The sequence below is a fragment of the Paenibacillus crassostreae genome (genome assembly GCF_001857945.1).
Taxonomy (GTDB): domain Bacteria; phylum Bacillota; class Bacilli; order Paenibacillales; family Paenibacillaceae; genus Paenibacillus_AQ; species Paenibacillus_AQ crassostreae.
This window is the reverse complement of the sequence record NZ_CP017770.1, coordinates 2,108,476-2,128,473: the sequence shown is the minus strand read 5'-3', so window position 1 is coordinate 2,128,473 and position 19,998 is coordinate 2,108,476. Positions and strand designations below refer to the sequence as shown.

The 19,998-nt window shown below is 40.5% G+C and carries 13 protein-coding genes; 10 read left to right on the top strand and 3 right to left on the bottom strand.

Going from position 1 to position 19,998, the window contains the following annotated elements:
• Positions 1 to 6: 6 nt before the first annotated feature.
• From LPB68_RS09970 to LPB68_RS09935, 7 genes are all read left to right on the top strand, one after another.
• The gene (locus LPB68_RS09970) at positions 7 to 1,695 is read left to right on the top strand and encodes a type 2 periplasmic-binding domain-containing protein (RefSeq protein ID WP_068660024.1); all 1,689 of its coding nucleotides are present in this window, start codon (positions 7 to 9) and stop codon (positions 1,693 to 1,695) included.
• Between the two features lie 80 nt (positions 1,696 to 1,775).
• Positions 1,776 to 3,647: a sensor histidine kinase gene (locus tag LPB68_RS09965; RefSeq protein WP_068660022.1), complete on the top strand. Its 1,872-nt coding sequence runs from the start codon at positions 1,776 to 1,778 to the stop codon at positions 3,645 to 3,647.
• Positions 3,622 to 5,220, top strand: a complete 1,599-nt coding sequence (locus LPB68_RS09960) for a response regulator (RefSeq protein WP_068660020.1) — start codon at positions 3,622 to 3,624, stop codon at positions 5,218 to 5,220. The genes LPB68_RS09965 and LPB68_RS09960 overlap by 26 nt, the downstream gene beginning before the upstream one ends.
• 389 nt (positions 5,221 to 5,609) lie before the next feature.
• Positions 5,610 to 6,410, top strand: a complete 801-nt coding sequence (locus tag LPB68_RS09950) for a sulfite exporter TauE/SafE family protein (RefSeq protein WP_068660016.1) — start codon at positions 5,610 to 5,612, stop codon at positions 6,408 to 6,410.
• A 19-nt stretch (positions 6,411 to 6,429) separates the two neighbouring features.
• Positions 6,430 to 8,925 carry a TerB N-terminal domain-containing protein gene (locus LPB68_RS09945; RefSeq protein ID WP_068660014.1) on the top strand — a complete coding sequence of 832 codons (2,496 nt, stop codon included), beginning with the start codon at positions 6,430 to 6,432 and terminating at the stop codon, positions 8,923 to 8,925.
• 26 nt (positions 8,926 to 8,951) lie between these two features.
• On the top strand, positions 8,952 to 10,274 hold the full coding sequence (locus tag LPB68_RS09940) for an ATP-binding protein (RefSeq protein ID WP_068660013.1): 1,323 nt from the start codon (positions 8,952 to 8,954) through the stop codon (positions 10,272 to 10,274).
• Entirely contained in the window at positions 10,271 to 12,469 is a 2,199-nt protein-coding gene (locus LPB68_RS09935) for a DEAD/DEAH box helicase (RefSeq protein WP_068660011.1), read from the top strand. Before LPB68_RS09940 ends, LPB68_RS09935 begins: the two co-directional genes overlap by 4 nt.
• Positions 12,470 to 12,596: 127 nt before the next feature.
• On the opposite strand, the gene LPB68_RS09930 is transcribed toward LPB68_RS09935, so the two are convergent.
• A complete protein-coding gene (locus LPB68_RS09930) occupies positions 12,597 to 14,474 on the bottom strand; it encodes an LTA synthase family protein (protein WP_068660173.1) in 1,878 nt (625 codons plus the stop codon).
• Between the two features lie 995 nt (positions 14,475 to 15,469).
• Between LPB68_RS09930 and LPB68_RS09925 the strand changes: the two genes are divergently transcribed.
• The 3 genes from LPB68_RS09925 to LPB68_RS09915 all read left to right on the top strand — a co-directional run bounded on the left by LPB68_RS09925 (position 15,470) and on the right by LPB68_RS09915 (position 18,195).
• Positions 15,470 to 15,964 (top strand): cation:proton antiporter regulatory subunit, encoded by a 495-nt coding sequence (locus tag LPB68_RS09925; protein WP_068660009.1) that lies wholly within the window; start codon positions 15,470 to 15,472, stop codon positions 15,962 to 15,964.
• 4 nt (positions 15,965 to 15,968) lie between these two features.
• Positions 15,969 to 17,216 carry a cation:proton antiporter gene (locus tag LPB68_RS09920; RefSeq protein ID WP_068660007.1) on the top strand — a complete coding sequence of 416 codons (1,248 nt, stop codon included), beginning with the start codon at positions 15,969 to 15,971 and terminating at the stop codon, positions 17,214 to 17,216.
• Positions 17,217 to 17,298: 82 nt separating this feature from the next.
• Complete coding sequence (locus LPB68_RS09915; protein WP_068660006.1) at positions 17,299 to 18,195, top strand: YitT family protein; 897 nt, start codon at positions 17,299 to 17,301, stop codon at positions 18,193 to 18,195.
• A gap of 85 nt (positions 18,196 to 18,280) precedes the next feature.
• Here LPB68_RS09915 and LPB68_RS09910 read toward each other — a convergent pair whose 3' ends face one another.
• Together LPB68_RS09910 and infC are read right to left on the bottom strand one after the other, a co-directional pair.
• Positions 18,281 to 19,354 (bottom strand): undecaprenyldiphospho-muramoylpentapeptide beta-N-acetylglucosaminyltransferase, encoded by a 1,074-nt coding sequence (locus LPB68_RS09910; protein ID WP_068660004.1) that lies wholly within the window; start codon positions 19,352 to 19,354, stop codon positions 18,281 to 18,283.
• A gap of 55 nt (positions 19,355 to 19,409) precedes the next feature.
• Positions 19,410 to 19,895, bottom strand: a complete 486-nt coding sequence (gene infC / locus LPB68_RS09905; RefSeq protein ID WP_068660002.1) for a translation initiation factor IF-3 — start codon at positions 19,893 to 19,895, stop codon at positions 19,410 to 19,412.
• Positions 19,896 to 19,998: the final 103 nt, after the last annotated feature.

Genomic DNA, 19,998 nt, shown 5'->3' with positions numbered 1-19,998 from the left:
AAGACAATGAACAAGAAGCGTTATTTCAAACGCAGCATGTTTCTGTTAGTAGCGTTGGTAATGGTAGTAACTACAGCCTGCTCCTCAGGAAATAATAACAATGCTGGAGCTAACAATAAGGCCGCGAGCAATAGCGATCCAGCTGCAGTAGAGACTCCTGTTGCTGAGTTGTCAGCAGATAAACCGGGATGGCAGATCGACACTTCTCCGATTACATTTGATTGGTATCTCAATTTCTCTTGGTTTGCTAATAAATGGGGTGTTGATGCTACATCACAATATATTACGAAAAAGACGGGTGTTGATCTGAATTTTATCGTTCCTGCCGGGAATGAGAATGAGAAATTGAATACGTTAATTGCTTCAGGTGACCTACCTGACTTCATTACATTGGATAAGGGTGAAGGCTCCATCCAAAAGATGATTGATGGTGAATTAGTACTTCCATTAAATGAGTTAGCCGATGAATATGATCCATACTTCTTCACAGCATCTGATGCTGCTAAATTATCATGGTATACAAAGGATGATGGCAATGTTTATGCCTATCCGAATGCATCCTCATCGCCGAAGGATTATGCTGAATATGGGGATACTTATGTATCTAACCAAGTGTTTCTAGTACGTAAAGATATGTACGAAGCCATTGGTTCACCGGATATGCGTACACCTGAAGGATTCTTGAAAGCGCTACAATCTGCTAAAGAACAATTTGGTACGGTAAATGGTCAACCCTTAATCCCACTAGGATTACATGAATTCGGTGAGAACGGTAACTATTCACTTGAAGGATATATTCAGAACCTTCTAGCGATCCCGAAAGCGAAGGATGGCCAACTATATGACCGTTCTACAGATCCTGAATACATTGCATGGCTCAAAACATTACGTCAAGCTAACCAAGATGGGTTACTTTCCAAAGATGTCTTCATTGATAAACGCCCACAAATGGAAGAAAAAATTGCCCAAGGTCGTTACTTTGCAATGATCTATCAACGTAGTGATATGGCAGCACAGTTGAATACACTTTATGCGAATGATCCGAATTCCGTATATATTGCAGTGGATGGACCATCGAATGCTAATATGGATACAGCTACTCTGGATGGACCTGGTATTTCTGGATGGACAGTTACATTAATTTCGAAGAATGTAAAAGATAAAGCACGTGCCATTCGTTTCCTCAGTTATTTGAATAGTGAAGAAGGAAATAAAGATTTATTCTTAGGTGAAAAAGGCGTTAGTTATGATACTATTGATGGTAAAGATCAATTCCTGCCAGAGGTACTAGAATTACTAAACTCAGACCGTTCGGCATTCGATAAGAAATATGGTGCATCACATACGTTCTGGATGTTGATGAATACGAATATTACAGCTCAATGGGCTCCTCAAGCAGTAGAGCCGTTTAAACAAATGGAAGATTGGACGAAGGGCAAGACGGTAAGTGCTTCTGAGTTCGAGTTATTGGATCCAACAGGAAATTCGGAAGAAGGTATTATTGCTTCGAAGCTCGCATTGCAATGGGGCAAGACACTTCCACAACTTCTAATGGCTGAGTCAGATGCTGAATTTGATACCATTTGGAATGAATTCCAAGAGAAACGCAAAAAAGATGGCGTGGATCAGGTGAATGTATTCAAACAAGGTAAATATGAAGAGAACGTGAAGAAATTAGAAGAATTTTTGAAATAAAGATATAGGTAGTGAAGCCCCGTTTCCCACTGTAGAGAGGGATCGGGGCTGTTTCGACGAGAGTGGGGAGTGTTATAGACATGAAACGGACACCGGAATATCTACAATCATTGTTGTATTGGTGGGAGCGTAGATCACTACAGAGCCGCCTTTTATTGGCTTATATTTTTATTATTTTGGTGCCTAGTTTAATTGTCTCTGTCGTTTCCTTTAATTCTCTTAACGAAACATATATCAAAGATGCAATGAATAAGAATACCAATCTGCTTGAGATGGAAAAATTGCAGATCATGAACCAGATCGAGTCCATGGAGCGTTCGGCACAGCTTGCAAAATTAGATAAAGACGTTGAGAACTACTTGACGAATGAGAATGAACAGCAAACAAGGGAACTTGTTGAATTTAATATGAATGCTTTTAGAAATTTGACGCGAATTCAGTTCAATAACCCTAATATTGAGCACTTACGTTTGTTCTCGGCTAGTGAGTATGTACATGAGATTTGGCCTATTATTTTCAGCGAGGACAGAATTAATCAAGAACCATGGTATAAACATACATTTGGCCTAGAAGAGCAACAAATGTGGTATTTCCAAGACTATGATCTTGATCTCATGAATAGTTCAATACCAGAGAATACACCCAAGATCTCATTGTTTAGGGAGATTAGTATTATTGCTGGAAAGCATGCAGGTATTATTCAAGTGGATATGTTATTATCGAATTTTTCGCCTAGGACGTTCTCAGATATCCATGATGATCAATCACAATTGTTCCTTCTAGATAAAGATCTGCAAATATTTACACGGACTAATGATTCTATTCTATTGGAAAATACAGCGATGGAGCAGGCCATCCATGATCGATTCGTTACACTGCAACAAGCAGGAACATGGGACACACATTATGAAGAGAATGGTAAGTCATTCTTATTCCTTCAGGTGCCCATTGAACGAACAGGTGCTTATCTGCTTAATGTTGTCTCTATGGAGAATGTTCTTAAGGATATATCAGTCATACGTAATAAAACGATTGGTGCCAATGTGTTGTTTATCGCCTTATTCACAGTGATTGTCTATGTGTTAAATTCGTTTATTCTGAAAAATTTAGTTAGACTAACCGAAGCAATGAAGAAGGCCCGTCGTGGTGAACTTTATACTGGAATTACCATGAGTGCTGGCGGAGAGATTGGTGAGCTGGCACACCATTTCAATAAATTGATGTATAAGATTAATGAGCTTGTTGCCGTGGCTGTTCGTAAGCAGGCATTGACCAAGGAAGCAGAATTACGGACGCTACATAATCAGATTGATTCACATTTCCTCTATAATACATTAGAGAATATTAAAATGTTGGCCGAAATAGATAATAACCGTCAGATATCTGATGCACTAACCTCACTTGGTGGAATGATGCGTTACAATTTTAAATGGTCTGGTGAGTATGTCAAATTAAAAGATGAGATTCGCCATATTGAGAATTATATTGCGGTAATGAATATCCGTTTTGAAGACCCTATATCATTAATTATGGATATTGAGCCATCTTATATGGAAGTGGAAGTCTTAAAGATGTCTCTTCAACCCATCGTTGAGAATAGTGTCAAGCATGGATGGTCCGATACTATTGATGAGGAAGAGAGTAACGGTAAGAAGATTCATATCGTCATTGAAACCGTGAAGGATGATATTTGTATTTCTATTACGGATAATGGAGATGGCATGGGATGGGAACAACTTCAAGAGTTGAATCGAAGAATCCACACAGATGATCCTCATAGTGCAGGGATTGGTCTGCAGAATGTTCACCAGAGATTGCAATTATTCTATGGAATAAGATATGGACTAGAGGTAACTAGTGAACAGGGTGTCTACACAAAGGTGCTAATTACATTCCCAAGAGTACTATTGACAGGAGGAAGTACACATGAAGCGTACTCTGCTGATCGTTGATGACGAGAAGAATATTCGCCTTGGATTGAAAACAATGATTGAGAGAGAATATCCAGAAATATATGATATACAACTTGCAGGTAATGGTCAGATCGCCATCGAGCAATATCGGAAGACGCCCGCTGATATTGTGATTACAGATATACGCATGCCTGTGATGGATGGAATTCGTCTATTAGAAGAATTAACGCTAGCAGCAAAGGGTGAAGAGCCTGTTATTATTATACTAAGTGGTTATGATGACTTTGAGTATGCGAAGACTGCAATCAAATACAAGGTGAAAGATTACTTGTTAAAGCCTATTCGTCGTGAAGAGTTATTTGGTCAATTGGAGCGTATTAATAAAGAACTAACAGATCAGGAGTTGCTTGTTCAAAGACGAGCTGAGGAAAGTGATTTATTCCGAAAAATACACCGATCTAATATCATCCAGCAACTATTGATGGAAAAGGAACCATTATCTGAATTACAGCTTGAGAAGTATAGTCTAGAAATTGGATTCGAGAAGTTCATTAAGCCATTTACAGTAGCGGTTGTTAATTTCCAATATGAAGATGGTTCCCGGATGAATACGAATGAGCTCCAGAGCCTTGTGGAACGTTTGTCTAGTACTTTAGGGAACAGAGTTGAAGTGATTACTTCAGATATTGAAGGAAGATTGGTGTTGATTGGTAGTCCAAAGAATGGGTTTCAACAATTGTCGAAGCTAGCTGAAGTCAAGGGTTGGCATGGATTACGTATGGGATTAAGTTCAGAGCAGTATCAATTAGTGGACATTACAACGCAATATCATGAAGCAGTTCGGGCATTACAATATACCTTCTTGTATCCTCAGGCTAATTATATCGATTATGAAGTGGTGAAGGAGGAGCGGCAGAATTTCCAACTTCCACTTGAGAATATTCGTAGATTGGCTAACATGCTAGGTACAGATCATGAGCGAGACATGATGGTTCTGCTCGGTTCTATTTTTCAGACAGAACATTTACAACGAATCGATATTTCCTATTTAGAGCGGGTCAGTAGATTGATTAATGAGCAGGTTTTAGATGAGATATTTATGGTATACGGGGAAGCTTCCGTAGAAGTGCTCAAACTCTATCGGAAGGTTGGGAATATGTTCAATTTCCAGACTTTTCATGATTATTATCGAAAGTTAGAACATCTGCTCATCAGTGTGAATGACTATGTTACGCAGGTGCGATCTGCCTATACAGAGAATGGTGATATGAAAGAAGCCGTAGCTTTTATAGAAGAACAATACGCTCGACCATTGAATATGGCGATGGTAAGTAATCATGTTTCATTGAATTACTCTTATTTCAGCGAGGCATTTAAGGCATATACGGGTGAGAATTTCGTACTCTTTTTGAAAAAAGTACGTATTCGCAAAGCCAAGGAGTTATTGGTGGAAAGCTCAGTTAAATTATCAGTAATCGGTGAGTCCGTGGGGTTTGAGAATAGCAAGCAATTCTCGCGTGTGTTTAAGGAATTAGAGGGTGTTACTCCGCATGAGTATCGAAATAAGGTTCAAACGGTTGTGAAGTTGAAAGATGGATTGGAATCAATCTAGTAGCATATTCAAGCTGATGAAGTAAACGAAGCCGAGGTGAACTACTGACCTCGGCTTTGTTGTCGTAAGTCTGTCATTCAGTGTTTCCTTTAGAGTCATAAACAATAGTTACGCCAAGTGAACTGTATGTTTCTTCCGTATAGTGACCTTCCCAGCAAGTTTTAACCATGCCCAAGTCAGTTTTCTCTGTGGTTAGTAATTCATTACACTCCGGGCACCTACTCTCAAACCATTTTTTAAATGTATTTATCATAGTATCCTCCCAAATCACATGAATTTACTTGGTTTTATTATACCTTCATGATTCCGTATTGTACAGTATAATTAGATTAACATTGCCTAACTCTAAATACTTCATTCTATTGAGTTAGAGAGATAAGGGTGTATCTATGGATATAATATTATTAATGCTTATGATCATCATTGGTTTTGTCGGATCCTTCTTTTCTGGATTATTAGGAATTGGTGGAGCCATTATTAATTATCCCCTGTTACTCTTTGTTCCTTCAATCTTTGCTTTAGCGAACTTTTCCGCTCAAGAAGCATCGTGGATAAGTATGTTTCAAGTTTTCTTTGCATCTCTAGCTGGGATTCTGGCTTACAAACATAAGAGTAAGAAAAGTAATAAAGCCTCATTGATTCATAAGGGGCTTGTTTTAAATATGGGTATTAGTATTCTAATCGGAAGTCTTATTGGGGGATACTTATCCGGATTTTTAGTAGGGGATTCGATTAATGTTATTTATGGTGTGATCGCAATTGTTGCCATTGTGCTCATGGTCATTCCGAATAAGGGGAAATATCAAGATGATTCAGAGGAAATATCTTATAATAGAGGTGTTGCCATTGTAGCTGCATTTCTAACAGGGATAGTATCTGGAATTGTTGGCGCAGGTGGTGCGTTTATTCTTATTCCCATTATGTTAACGATTATGAAGATTCCGACGAGAACAACGATTGCCTCTTCGCTTGCGATCGTGTTTATTTCTGCTATAGGCGGGGTAATCGGGAAATTATCAGGAGGACCAATGGTTCTCATGCCAACTCTTTTTGCAGTGTTCGGAAGTTTATTAGGTGCTCCACTGGGTTCACGGATTAGTGCGAAAATGAATGTGAAATATTTACGATACGCTTTGGTGGTCTTGATCTCATTGACTGCGATAAAAATATGGATGTCTATTATTTTATAATGAAGGAGGGGGTATATACATGGGTGATAACCGGGGGAATATTAGGCTTAATGACAATCGCCCTACATATCATGAAGCTGAACTTGTACTTGAAGGATATACAGAATTAAGCAATGGTGTGGGACAAGCTTTGGCCATTCCAGTGTTGAACATAGGCTCACAACGAATTCAGGCAGCTGAAGTTTCGCGGAGTATCAAGCCAGATGTACCCCTTGTGCCTGTTCATGATGGATATATAGCTGTGGATACACTTAGACAAGCTGGACTAGGTCCTATGGGAAGAACCATACATGGTGCTATGTTAGATAGACCCTTTCAACTCACGCCAGCGGAGATTATTGCTCGAGGAAGTGAGCGTATGCAGGGAGCTTGGAGTAAGACCATATTTCCTGATCTAGTATGGCCTTATGGGAGTGAATACCCTGTATATGAACATTTGAAATTTCTGACCCAATGGGGCTTGAACGGTGGTATTAGAGGTGGAGCATACCATCACGCAGAAGAATTACGATTGTTTATGAATGATATTCTGAAGAGTTATCCAGAATCTAGAATTCTTGTGTTAGGTAAGAAGGCTTTGCTTGAACAGCTGAAAGATCGTTGGCGTCTGCTGGATGCGATTTGGCTTACGACAGGTGGTAAAGATCAGATTGTTCAGGAAATCCTCTCTAGCGGAGTAATCATTACGACACCGAATGTTGCAAAGCAACAACAGATTGCGAGCATATCATTTGATATCATTCTCATGCTTGAACCTGATGATCTAACGAAGAGTAGTACTACTCAAATATTCAAGCAATTGAAGAAGATGAAATCACGGCTTAAGCTGGCCGTTTACTCAGCAGAGGATTATTTTGCACAATCTTATGTCTCCACTACGCATATGAACCTACTGAAGATCAATGATTATACCGTATCTCAGTATGTCATCTATAACCCTAAACAGCCCAAAAAAGATCTACCACGACCCTATCGGAGAATGGAACGGTTCCCTATGGTTCAGGTTAAGGAATCGATCCCTTTACATATGACAGAGATGGAATTAGAAGGTGAGCTTGGGGAGAAGGGTACGCCGATTCCCCGTAGGGAGGCAGTTCCTCAGGTTGAGCGAAGATCAACTTCTATTCCGGCTCCGCCCTTCCTCTCATCGTTTGAACTGTTTAAAGCAGAAATCGATGTCCAGAAAAGAGAACATCGGTTCACTAAGCGAGCTAGACAGTTAGAGAATCATGTGGAGGGTATCGCCACGTATGTTCCTTATATGAATTATTGGCCTACCTATGATAGCATGACTGGGTCGCAATCTAGGTGGTATTTCTATTGGAGAGGGGAAGTGCGTGAACAGCGTTATCCTGATACAGATCTTTCATATATCTTTCTCTATGTATACGAATTAATTAATGGTATAGGATGGAAAGATGAGATAGAAGGCTATCGTCTCATGTCGGATGTATGGATGGCATATCGCGAACGTAATCTTAAACTAACCTCGTATTTGTTGGAATGGATTACAGATTTCACGCTGATCCATGGGCTTCCAATGCCATATCAAGATGTATATCAACTTGCTCCGAATGAGTTATCTGGTGATGAACTAGAGCTGGAATTGATGCATCGATTTAACTCGGAGCCTCTAGATATTCCATTCTCTTTGTTGAGACGGTTATCGGATACAGATATGATTAAAAGTAAATTCTACAATGAGTGTGGAGATGTTCTTCTGCAGGAATATGTTCCTAAGGTCATAGCCTTGGTGGATGCTTATTTAGCGAAGCAACAAGGGTTACGACTAATAGAAATATTCTATCCTGGCCCACCGGTAGAGAAAGAACGACAACTCTTTCAAAGTGCAACCTATGATGAGTCGTTGTATGGTAGGTTCGTAAGTATAAGTGTGACAAGAATCAGCCAGCATGCACCACTAAGAGAGTACATTACACAATTAATACGACTGACGGAGAATAAGCTGCGTGAGCATCTGAATTTCAAAGGAAGACTTCGTGGAATTGAACTTGAACCCGAGGTCGACACATTGGTATCACGATATCTAGAACGAATGTTGAAGACAAAGACAACTCCAGAACGAGAAGGGCCAGCCGTCATTATTGATGAGGAGAAGCTCGCTCAACTGCAGGAAGATTCGGAGTTCGTGCGAGATATTCTAACTGTGAATATTGATGTAGAGGACAATCTCTCCGAACAACAGGAAGAATTGTCTATACCTAGCATCAATGAATCCTCCATTCATTGGGATATTACTGGACTACCAGAAGAATGGAAGGACTTCGCAGATGCACTAAACTCGAGTCACCTAGAGGTTCTGTATGTACTGAAGCAGGGGCAAAGACTATCAGCATTACAAGACATCGCTAATGAAGCGGGAACGATGCCCGAATTGTTGACTGATGATATTAATGAGATCGCGATGGATACGATAGGCGATTTAATCATAGATGGTGAAGAAATAACAGAAGAATATATACCTATGCTGTCTCAGATCACAAAGACAATTTAAAGAGAAACGTAAAGAGGTGAATACGAATGAGTGAAGTGAAAATCCCCAAAAGAATGACGACAGCCCTTGTAAACTCATTAACAGCAGGTGTAGTTCCACGAATCGGATTGGAGCATATTGCTGTAGGTCGTAAATATGAGATTGAAGCTATTCTCAGAGATATGGACAATGTCGCTGAGGGTGGAGCTATGTTCAAGCTAATTACCGGAAGGTACGGAAGTGGTAAAAGTTTTCTGCTGCAAATGATCCGGAATTATGCGATGGACCGTGAATTTGTTGTGGCAGACGCTGATCTGTCTCCGGAGCGTCGATTAGTTGGAACTCAAGGACAGGGACTAGCAACGTATCGTGAGTTGATGACGAATCTATCTACACGTACTCGTCCAGATGGAGGAGCACTGGAAGTGATCTTGCAGAAATGGATTGCTTCCATTCAGCAAACGGCCATGAAGGAGCTTGGGCTTCGACCTAACGATCTTGCCTTGAATCAGGAAGTAGAGTTACGGATATTCGCCATAACATCTGAGATGCAGAATATGGTCCATGGTTTCGACTTTGCCAAGGTATTGGCTGCTTATTGGAATAGCTATAAACTGGCAGATGATGAAAGGAAACAAGCGGCACTTCGCTGGCTACGCGGAGAGTATGCGACCAAGACTGAAGCAAGAAAAGCTATAGATGTAGGCGTTATTATCGACGATAGTAATTGGTATGACTATATGAAGTTATGGTCAGAATTTGTGGCACGGATCGGTTACAAAGGATTGTTATTGTTTATTGATGAAGGTGTTAATCTTTACAAAATAACCAATAGCATTTCTCGTCAAAGTAACTATGAGAAGCTATTGATGATGTTCAATGATACGATGCAAGGCAAAGCTGAGCATTTAGGTATTTTCCTAGGTGGAACTCCTCAATTCGTAGAAGATCCACGTCGAGGATTATTCAGCTATGAAGCGCTGAGATCACGGTTGGTTGAGGGGCGTTATGGAGCAGAGGGCTTAAAGAATTATACGGGTCCCATGCTTCGGTTGAATATGTTATCGCATGAAGAGATCTTAATTCTATTGCAGAAATTAAGCAGTATTCATGCGATGCACTATGGTTACGAGTCATCCCTAAGCAATGCACAACTTGTACAATTTATGGAACTTGCCGTAGGTAGATTAGGGGCTGATGAATTACTTACGACACGGGAAATTATAAGAGATTTCATGGATTTACTCAATACGCTCCATCAGAATCCAGAGAAGACGTACGAGGATCTACTTGGTGAACGAGATATAGCTACAACGGCAACGGTCAATGCGGATGATATGGATGATTTCCTTGCGGAGTTCGAGCTATGAGCAACAACCCTTTTTATCGATTAGCACCGTTTATTCAGGAATTTATATATCGCAAAAGATGGGATGAATTGCGTGAAGCACAAGTAGAAGCTTGTCGTGTTCTATTTGATACGCCTAATCATCTTCTGATTGCTTCGGGTACGGCATCTGGTAAGACAGAAGCGGTATTCTTTCCTGCTCTTACTGAACTACATGAAAGACCTTCTAAATCCGTGGGTATCTTATATATTAGCCCACTTAAGGCACTAATTAATGATCAGTTTGAACGATTGAATGAGCTACTACAAGAAGGTGGCATCCCCGTATGGCATTGGCACGGTGACGTCTCTCAAACAGAGAAAACCAAGCTCATGAAGAAGCCTTCTGGAGTGCTACAAATCACACCCGAATCGCTCGAAGGACTACTTATGAATCGACCGAATGCTATTCCAGCTCTATTTCATGATCTGCGCTACATCATCATTGATGAAGTACATGCCTTTATGGGATCGGACCGCGGTATTCAAGTGTTATGCCAGTTGTCTAGAATTGAGCGGATGGCCTATTGCACGCCGCGCAGAATTGGCCTTTCTGCAACACTTAGTGATTATGATTCCGCCACCGAATGGATTAGTGCCGGTACAGATAAAGCGACGGAAATCGTAGCTCCACAGGGTGGACGTAAACTCAAGCTAAGTGTAGAACATTTCTCATTTCCTGATGCACGTAATGAAGAAGAAGCTAAGATGTTAGAATTCGCCAAACAAGCTTATCACGACTATATCTACGATCATACACATCATAAGAAAGCCCTTGTATTCACCAATAGTCGCTCAGATGCCGAGATGATGACGTTAGAGCTACGACGGATTGCAGCCAAACGTCATGAGGCAGATGTATTCTATGTACATCATGGGAGTATATCCGCTATGTTGCGTGAGGAAGCAGAAGCCGCACTGCGTACAGGATACGGACCTGCGGTTGCAGCGGCGACCTTGACGCTAGAGCTAGGGATTGATCTAGGGGAACTGGAGCGAGTAGTTCAATTAGGAGCACCTTACAGTAGTTCGAGCTTCGTTCAAAGATTAGGGCGATCAGGGCGGCGTGGCAATGCAGCATCGGAAATGCTGTTTGTCTGTCCTGAAGAAGAGGATGAAGAAGCACAACTCCCCGCACGGATGCCATGGATGTTACTTCGTGCCATTGCCGTCATTGAGTTATATGTTCGAGAGAAATGGGTGGAGCCACTAGATGTTCGGCAAATGCCTATCGGTCTGATGTATCATCAAACGATGAGCGTGTTGAAGAGTTTGGGGGAAGCGGAACCAGCCGAACTCGCTCGGGCGGTGCTGACTTTGCCTTCTTTTAAAGAGATACAGCCAGAGGACTACAAAACATTCTTAAATTACTTATTGCAGACCGACCATATTCAACGGACCGAAGAAGGTGGCCTTATCATCGGATTGATGGGCGAGCGAATCGTGAATAACTTCCGGTTCTATGCGGTGTTTAAAGATGATGAGGAGCATGTAGTATACAACGGTACGGAGGAGATTGGTTCCATCACAACCGTGCCACCTCCGGGTTATGTCTTCACATTAGCTGGTAAGCCGTGGAAAGTAGAAGAGGTCGATACGAAACATCAAGCCGTCTATGTGCAATCTACACGTGGAAAGGTGGATACACTCTGGTTAGGTGCCGGAGGCGATGTACATACCCGAGTGATGCAGAAGATGCGTGAAATTTTAGCGGATGATGTCATCTACTCCTATCTAGCGCCCAATGCAGTCAACCGTCTTGAGCGTGCTCGTCGACTTGTAAGAGAAAGTGGGATGTTACGTAGTTCAGTCATTCCCGCGGGAGGCGATTCCTTCTTCATTATGCCTTGGGTTGGGAGTAAGCAATTCCGTACCTTGGAACGGTTGATTAAGAATAACCTGAAGGATAAGTTAGGTTTACGTTCGATCGTCCCGATGGAACCGTATTATATGGTTGTAGCTGGTAAGACCAACGTACAGATACTTCTCGACCATATCCTAGCGGAGATTTCAACATGCGAGGATGCCATTACGCTCCTATCCCCAGATGAGGCCCCGTATTTAGGGAAATACGATGAGTTCATTTCCCCAGAATTAGTGCGGAGAGCTTTTGCCATTGATGGGTTGGATGTTAAAGGATTGGCTGCGGGGCTTGTAGGTAATGATACCACTCAGTAAAAATAAATAATTATTCAGAACCAAACAACCACCAGATTACTGGTGGTTGTTTGGGCTGTTGTTGTCTAAAGAAGAGATAGCTTATCTAATATGAATGACTCTAATGGTTGAGCTAACTTAGCTAAAATCAAGGAGCGCGTTTAGGTAATAATTGCATATAGTGATCAGATAACTGCATCAATGACATGATGTAATCATAATCGCTGCGATAAGCACTGATATCTTCGACCGGTTGCAATGTTTTTAAGGAAAGGGCATTGCCATCCTCAAAGCCAGCACCTGGAACGAACATGATATCATTATTGAAAAATGTGCCTGTAGGAGAATAATAACGCATACCGAAGACGTTGTGATCTGTGTTCAGAAGATCGCGTCCGAATGTTGTGAAGTTCTCCTCCTCGAGTGAAATCCCCATCAGATTGGCGACCGTTGGCATGATATCAAGCTGCCCACCTGTAAGCTCAACCACTTTCCCTGCTCCTTGATTAGGTACATGAATAAGGAGGGGGATATTGAAGCGACTGATCTGATTATGATACGGAACGCCCAGTTTATCTGTAATCTCAGCCCCATCAATCTCTTTCGGATTTATCCCAAAATGGTCACCATAAGCCACAAGTACGGTATTATCCCAAAGTCCATTTTCCTTCAATTGATCAATAAGTTTACCAATTGCATAATCCGTATAGTTTACAGCAGTCAAATAATGACCAAGTTCTGTTCCTTCCATATCGGAGGGTAGCGTTAGCTGCCGTCGATCTTCTGGAATGACAAAAGGAGCATGACTAGAAGTTGTAACGAACTGCGTATAGAAAGGATGATTGTCGGCAGAGAGCTCCTTCATCTTCTCCACGCCTACACGATACATTTCTTCATCTGAAGCACCGAAATCATTGAAATGATCATTCTTATAGAAAGGTTTATCATAATAATGATCGAAACCAAGGGCTGGATACAACAAGTTGCGGCTCCAGAAAGTGACATCATTGATATGGAATGTCGCAGAGGTGTATTGTAATCCGCCTAATAGCCTTGGCAGACTAGGTATCTGTCTATTTCCGAAGCCGGAAGACATGGCATCAGTTCCAGTTGGATAGATGGATGTATTGGATATGAACTCAGCATCCGACGTATTTCCTTGCCCAATTTGCTGATAGAAATAAGGGAAGTAATAGCTTTCCTGAGCTAGTTTATTGAGCACAGGGGTCACTTCTTGTTGTCCCAGACGCAAATGGATAGGGAAATTTTGAAAAGCCTCCATCTGTATAACGATAACATTCATTCCTTTAGCGGAACCGAAAGAGGCAGGTGCTACTGAGGGGTCATCTATATACGGATAAGTGGACTGTAATGTCCTCACATCTGCGATTGTTTGCTGGAGATTACCTTTGGTAATCGACTCATCTTCCTGCTTTAGCTTTAAAATTGCGGCTACCTGATAATTTAGAAATCCAAGTTTATTGGCTTGAACAAGCTCATTATGTATCCCAAGCGAGCGGTTAATTAGTAGACTTGAGCCACTAATACTGATGACTAAGAGGAGTGCAGTAACCATTTTCCACTTGAGTCTCTTTCTTTTATGATCAAATGTGGAACTGAATATAGGACTTACACGATGCACATAAACCGCACGACGAGGACGAATGAAACCCATGAACGTTAAGATAAGAGCGATGGCAAGATCAGTAAAAAACAGAAAATGAATTGGTTTAATCAAGGATTGGATGCTAGCACGAATCTGACCAACTTGCCCTAACCCACTTAGTGTTGTATACGTGGGTACTGACCCAAAATGAACTTGATATAACGTAGCTGCGAATAGTACGACAGAGAATAGGGTGTTTAAAATCCAAAATACGATCCGTTTTGCTTTGGATGGCAAGATTAGGTCAAGTAGGGAAACCAATATGAGGATGGACAATGTATCAGCGAGTAGGCCACTACCGGTAATTTCTCTGAAATAAAAAAATCGCAGAAGACTTAATTTTGCTACGAATAGCAACATGATAATAACCAGAGTGGTTAGTTTGTTAGTTTTCCAGTTTATAGACAACGTATTTCACATCTTTTCTATCTAAATTCATTCCAAGTAAAAAGGCAATATTAAGATTCAGTGTAACGTAAAGATTAAGAAAATTCAAAGTAAGTAACGGATGGTAAATCCTTGAATAAGTATTTTTTTGTATTAATGTGCCAATTACCACGGACTAAGAGTAAATCAAATCGAAGAGACAACAGCCGCAACCCAGTAATTGTCGGCTTGCCATGATGGAGGAGATTAGCTCTTCCGCACAAGAGCTTATCCAATTGTCTGAGGGACTTCATCAACTAGTAAGTCGGTTCAAAGTGTAGGACACAGTAAAACGGACCTTCATGATGTGTTGAAGGTCTGTTTTATAAATTCATGTATCTGGTTTGTGATAAGAATTGAGGTGTGATATCATTTTAGTAACAGTATGAGAAGGGAGTGGTACTATTTGTCCATTATACAACAATGTTTTCGTTACATGATGACGATCGGACTAGCTTTAGTACTAGCTCTATCCTTTCCCGTTTCTTCTCATGAAGAATACAGGAGTGAATCTTCTCATAGTGAAATTACTTCGGGGTTGAGTATGTCCAAACCCTTTATTCGACAATCCGCACCACTCTTATTAAAGCTTAAGCTTGTTTCACAGTTAGTCTCCCCGTTATTCTACATTTTCTTATTAGAATTGTTACATTTACCTTCATTTATCTATCCGTTTAAACGTTGCATTATGTTATTACTACGACGCTTATTTCTAGACCCCATTAACTACACCTCCACTTTCGTGAGCAGAGCCAATTTGTCTGTGCTCTAATTTAAGCACCCATTTAGAGATTCTTTCCTAATACCCATTATATTTATTGGAACTTTTTATACAAAAATATGCAGGCGGATATTGTTCAATTTCGAGCAATGTAACCGTTCTATTTATATATATATATATTCAAACAAAATATTGGAGGTTTTTAATAATGAATGTACGCGAAATTGATTTGCCTGGAATTGGCAAGAAGTTCCATATCGAGACAAATAGTGGCGATAAGTTAGTTGTTATTATTCATGATAATGGAAGACGTGAAATGTACCATTTTGAATATGAGGATCCTGATGATAGCATTTCTATGGTTTCTTTGGATGATGATGAAGCTCGTGTCATTGCAGCAATTGTAGGTGGAATGACTTACGTTCCTAAAGCGCTAGAGAAAGTAGATATGGCATTTGATGAACTGATTATAGAATGGTACAAAACTGACAATAGTTATAAAGCCATCGGGAAATCGATTGGTGAGCTTGATGTACGTCAAAATTCTGGAGCGATGATTATTGCTGTCATTGAGAAGAATCATTCCAAGCACGTAAATCCAGGTCCAGATTTCGTAATTCCAGCAGAATCTACTTTGGTTGTTGTGGGCGAACGTGAACAACAGAAATTATTCAAACAAATTTTACTGAATGGAAGTGGTTGAATAGATGGATCATATTATTCTTGAAGTAGGGTTAGCCATTGCTTTGATCGCAGCAGGAGGACTGATTGCGACAAAGATTAAATTTTCGGTTATACCCTTCTATATATTAATCGGAATGGCTGTAGGGCCTCATGCAATGAACTTTTGGCATTTTGACTTTCGGTTCATAGAGAGTGCCCCATTCATCGATTTGCTTGGCCGTATTGGTGTTTTATTTTTATTGTTCTATTTAGGAATAGAATTCTCGATTGGTCGGTTGATTAAATCAGGGAAGTCCATTGTGACAGGTGGCTCCATTTACATTGGAATTAACTTTGTTTTGGGATTACTACTTGGGATAATAGCTGGGTTTCCTATTGAAGAAATTCTCGTTATTGCTGGTATCACAACCATTTCCTCTAGTGCGATTGTGGCAAAGGTGCTTGTAGATCTGAAGCGTACTGCTAATACAGAGACGGAAATGGTTCTTGGCATCACCATGTTTGAAGATGTATTCCTAGCTGTATATTTATCTATCCTTTCAGGGATTGTTCTCAGTGATTCTTCTAGCGTATGGGGTGTGTTACTGACTGCATCAATAGCACTAGGATTTATGTTGTTCATGATTATTGTTGGGCGAAAGGCAGTCCCATTGTTAAATAAGCTGCTCAATATCCGCTCTAATGAATTATTTGTACTTGTTGTTTTTGGTTCATTATTTCTTGTAGCGGGCTTCTCAGAAACGATTCATGTGGCGGAAGCTATAGGAGCGTTACTGTTTGGACTTGTACTCGCCGATACGAAACATGCGAAACGAATTGAGCATCTTATTTTACCCTTCAGGGACTTTTTCGGAGCTATCTTCTTCTTTAGCTTTGGATTATCTATTAATCCACTGGAAATGTTCGGTGCGATATGGTTATCTCTTGCCGCAGTTCTTTTGACATTGGTCGGGAATTTTATAGCTGGATTGATGGCTGGGAGAAGCGCTGGTTTGTCTACCAAGCAATCATTTAACATTGGGTTCACGATTATGGGTCGTGGAGAATTCTCCATTATTATGGCTAACTTAGGGAAGGCAGGGGGCCTTATGCCTGTGCTTCAATCCTTTACAGCGCTCTATGTATTAATTATGGCTATTCTCGGTCCTCTATTATCGAAAGAATCTAAGCATGTATACAACTTTATGGATAATATATTCAAATTCAAAGATTCCAAAAGAAGAGGTAACACGAACGTAAACCCTAAGCTACCAGAAGAAAGCGGAACTTAAATTACACGAATCCTATTAAAATGCTATCCAGAACCATCTGTCATTATAGGGAGAGTCTATAGCAGAGGAGGAGGGATTTGCACTGAAACAACTTAGAACTTCATTAGAATCAAGGAAAGCTTATGAGTTAAATGACATTAAGCGCTGGTTTATTCATATCTTCTTTGTCGTTGTAGGAAGTATATTAGCATCAATGGGCTTAGAACTTTTCCTAATGCCTAATCAGATTATTATTGGTGGGATGACAGGAATTTCAGCCATATTCGCTCATATTACGGAGATGAGACTAGGATTATTTCTTTTCCTGTTGAACGTACCTTTTATGGTTATGTCCTACAAACATATACGTAAAGAGTTTGTTGTCCTGACGGTATTAGGATTGATCGTATTCTCATTAACTGCCATCTTTCTTCATCATATACCTGCCTTAATCGAACATTCTCTATCTGCCGCAATGGTGGGTGGAGTCTCGTTGGGGTTAGGTCTCGGTATTGTCGTGCGATATGGAGGAGCGCTGGATATATTGGAACTGGCTGAGCACTCTCTATGGAGAAATGGAGTTCCAGTCTCGCTGGATGATATTATCATGCTTATCAATTGTATGGTGTTGACGATGGCTGGATTTGTATTCGGATGGGATCAAGCGATGTATTCTGTCATTGCCTATCTGTTAGCTTTTGAGATGGTTCACTTAACGATTAGAGGATTTTCCTTATACCGGACTATATATGTTCAAAGTAGTAGATATGAAGAGATCAAGCAGGTTCTGTCATTACGTCTGGGACTGACCAATATATCGGAAGAAAAGTCGTTAGAAGAAGAGAATATTGAACAGGATGAGGGTAGTCCAATCGTGTACAAGGTTCATTTCGCAGAAAAAGCAAGATTTAGAGTTCTTGTAAAGTCGATAGACCCTGAAGCGATCATCTCATCTAACACATCTACAAGAGCAACATCGTATTATCGGGATAGGACGTAATTGAGTTCATCTAAATATAAAAGACGAATGCAGGGTTAATCCTTGCGTTCGTCTTTTTAGCAATAGAAGAAAGTATCTTAGAAATCTATCTCGTTCTTGCCGTGTTCTGTATGAGTTCAATAACTTGATTGATCGTATTACTCTGATCATGTTTAGCCATCGTATCTATGATTTGAGATTTTCTGGTGAATAGTATATTGAGAGAAAGCATAAAGCTCTCGTCGGTCAATTCTTCTTCTAATAAAACCTCTGCATACCCTGCCTTTTCAAAAGATTGTGCATTTAATATTTGATCCCCGCGACTTGCCGCTTTCGATAGTGGAATTAACAGCATAGGTTTATGAAGTGCTAGAAATTCAAAGATCGAGTTAGAACCGGCTCTTGTCACGACAATATCTGCTGAGGCGATCACGTCGGGTAGCTCATCATGAATATATTCATACTGTTGATAGCCATTGAGTTGGATAGAATCGTCTACCTGACCTTTACCACAGATATGTACAACTTGGAACTGATCAAGGAGAGTGGGGAGATTCCTGCGAATCGTATCGTTGATTTTTTTGGAGCCTAGGCTACCTCCCATTACAAGTATGATTGGTTTACTATTCTCAAACTGAAGATGGCTTAATCCCTGGCTAGCACCGCCAGAACGAAGTTCATCACGAATAATTGCCCCAACATAGGTTGCTTTATCACTCTTCATATGATCTAACGTTTCAGGGAAAGTGACACATACCTTAGTAGCTAAAGGAAGTGCGATTTTGTTCGCAAGACCTGGTGTAATGTCGGATTCATGAATGATGATAGGTACGTTGTTTAACTTAGCACCGATGACAACAGGAACAGATACAAATCCTCCCTTTGAGAACACAACATCCGGCTTGATTTTACGAATTAACGTGTAAGCTTCAAATACACCTTTCACAATGCGGAAGGGATCTTTGAAGTTCTCAATACTCATATAGCGCCGAAGCTTACCTGTGGAAATGCCATGATAATCCACCGATTCGATATTGGAAATGAGTTCGGATTCAATTCCTTTGATAGAGCCTATATATGATACATCCCATCCTAATTTGACGAACTTTGGAATGAGAGCTACATTAACTGTGACATGACCTGCAGAGCCACCACCTGTGAATAAAATACGTTTGGACATTTGTTAACCTCACATTGTTCTGGTCACGTAGGTGAACCAGTTATTCTAACTTCTATTATAATGGATTCACCTGAACCATAGCTTGCTTACCGCTGAGTTGGATTCCACTTTGTTTACTTCCTACATCGATAAGATCCTTTAGTAATCGCTCCAGCAATTCTTTTGCTTTAGGGCCTTCTTTACCCTGAATACGTACAACGATCAACACCGCTTTTCCTGATTGTAAAAGCTTGTAAGCTTGATTCTTTTTCGTATCGTAATCATGATCTTCAATTTGGGGTGTAAGATGTATTTCTTTTACCTTAAGAGATTGTTCTTGCTTGCCGGACTTTGGCTTAGATTTCTGAACTTCTTGCTTAGCGGCTCCAGCTTTCATTAATCGGCATGGTGGAGGGCTGCTTAAAAGTGAAGTACAGATCAGATCGACCTTGTGTTTCTTAGCCAAAGCTAGAGCTTCTGAGGTTGATATCACACCAAGATCTTCACCATGAATGCCAGTCAACTGAACCTCGGAGGCTCTGATTTGTTCGTTTTTGATCATCGTATATACACCTGAACTTTCACATAGGATAATGAACCCATGTTAGCGTGTGCGAGGAGAAATATCAACCATTCCACTTTAATTTCCATGAAAAATAGTCCGG

Bases quoted from the DNA above. Each gene is read 5' to 3' on its own strand.
- LPB68_RS09920 (WP_068660007.1), top strand. From the start codon at position 15,969: ATGGATCATATTATTCTTGAAGTAGGGTTAGCCATTGCTTTGATCGCA.
- LPB68_RS09965 (WP_068660022.1), top strand. From the start codon at position 1,776: ATGAAACGGACACCGGAATATCTACAATCATTGTTGTATTGGTGGGAG.
- LPB68_RS09970 (WP_068660024.1), top strand. From the start codon at position 7: ATGAACAAGAAGCGTTATTTCAAACGCAGCATGTTTCTGTTAGTAGCG.
- LPB68_RS09940 (WP_068660013.1), top strand. From the start codon at position 8,952: ATGAGTGAAGTGAAAATCCCCAAAAGAATGACGACAGCCCTTGTAAAC.
- LPB68_RS09910 (WP_068660004.1), bottom strand. From the start codon at position 19,354: ATGTCCAAACGTATTTTATTCACAGGTGGTGGCTCTGCAGGTCATGTC.
- LPB68_RS09930 (WP_068660173.1), bottom strand. From the start codon at position 14,474: ATGTTGCTATTCGTAGCAAAATTAAGTCTTCTGCGATTTTTTTATTTC.
- infC (WP_068660002.1), bottom strand. From the start codon at position 19,895: ATGATCAAAAACGAACAAATCAGAGCCTCCGAGGTTCAGTTGACTGGC.
- LPB68_RS09950 (WP_068660016.1), top strand. From the start codon at position 5,610: ATGGATATAATATTATTAATGCTTATGATCATCATTGGTTTTGTCGGA.
- LPB68_RS09945 (WP_068660014.1), top strand. From the start codon at position 6,430: ATGGGTGATAACCGGGGGAATATTAGGCTTAATGACAATCGCCCTACA.
- LPB68_RS09935 (WP_068660011.1), top strand. From the start codon at position 10,271: ATGAGCAACAACCCTTTTTATCGATTAGCACCGTTTATTCAGGAATTT.
- LPB68_RS09925 (WP_068660009.1), top strand. From the start codon at position 15,470: ATGAATGTACGCGAAATTGATTTGCCTGGAATTGGCAAGAAGTTCCAT.
- LPB68_RS09960 (WP_068660020.1), top strand. From the start codon at position 3,622: ATGAAGCGTACTCTGCTGATCGTTGATGACGAGAAGAATATTCGCCTT.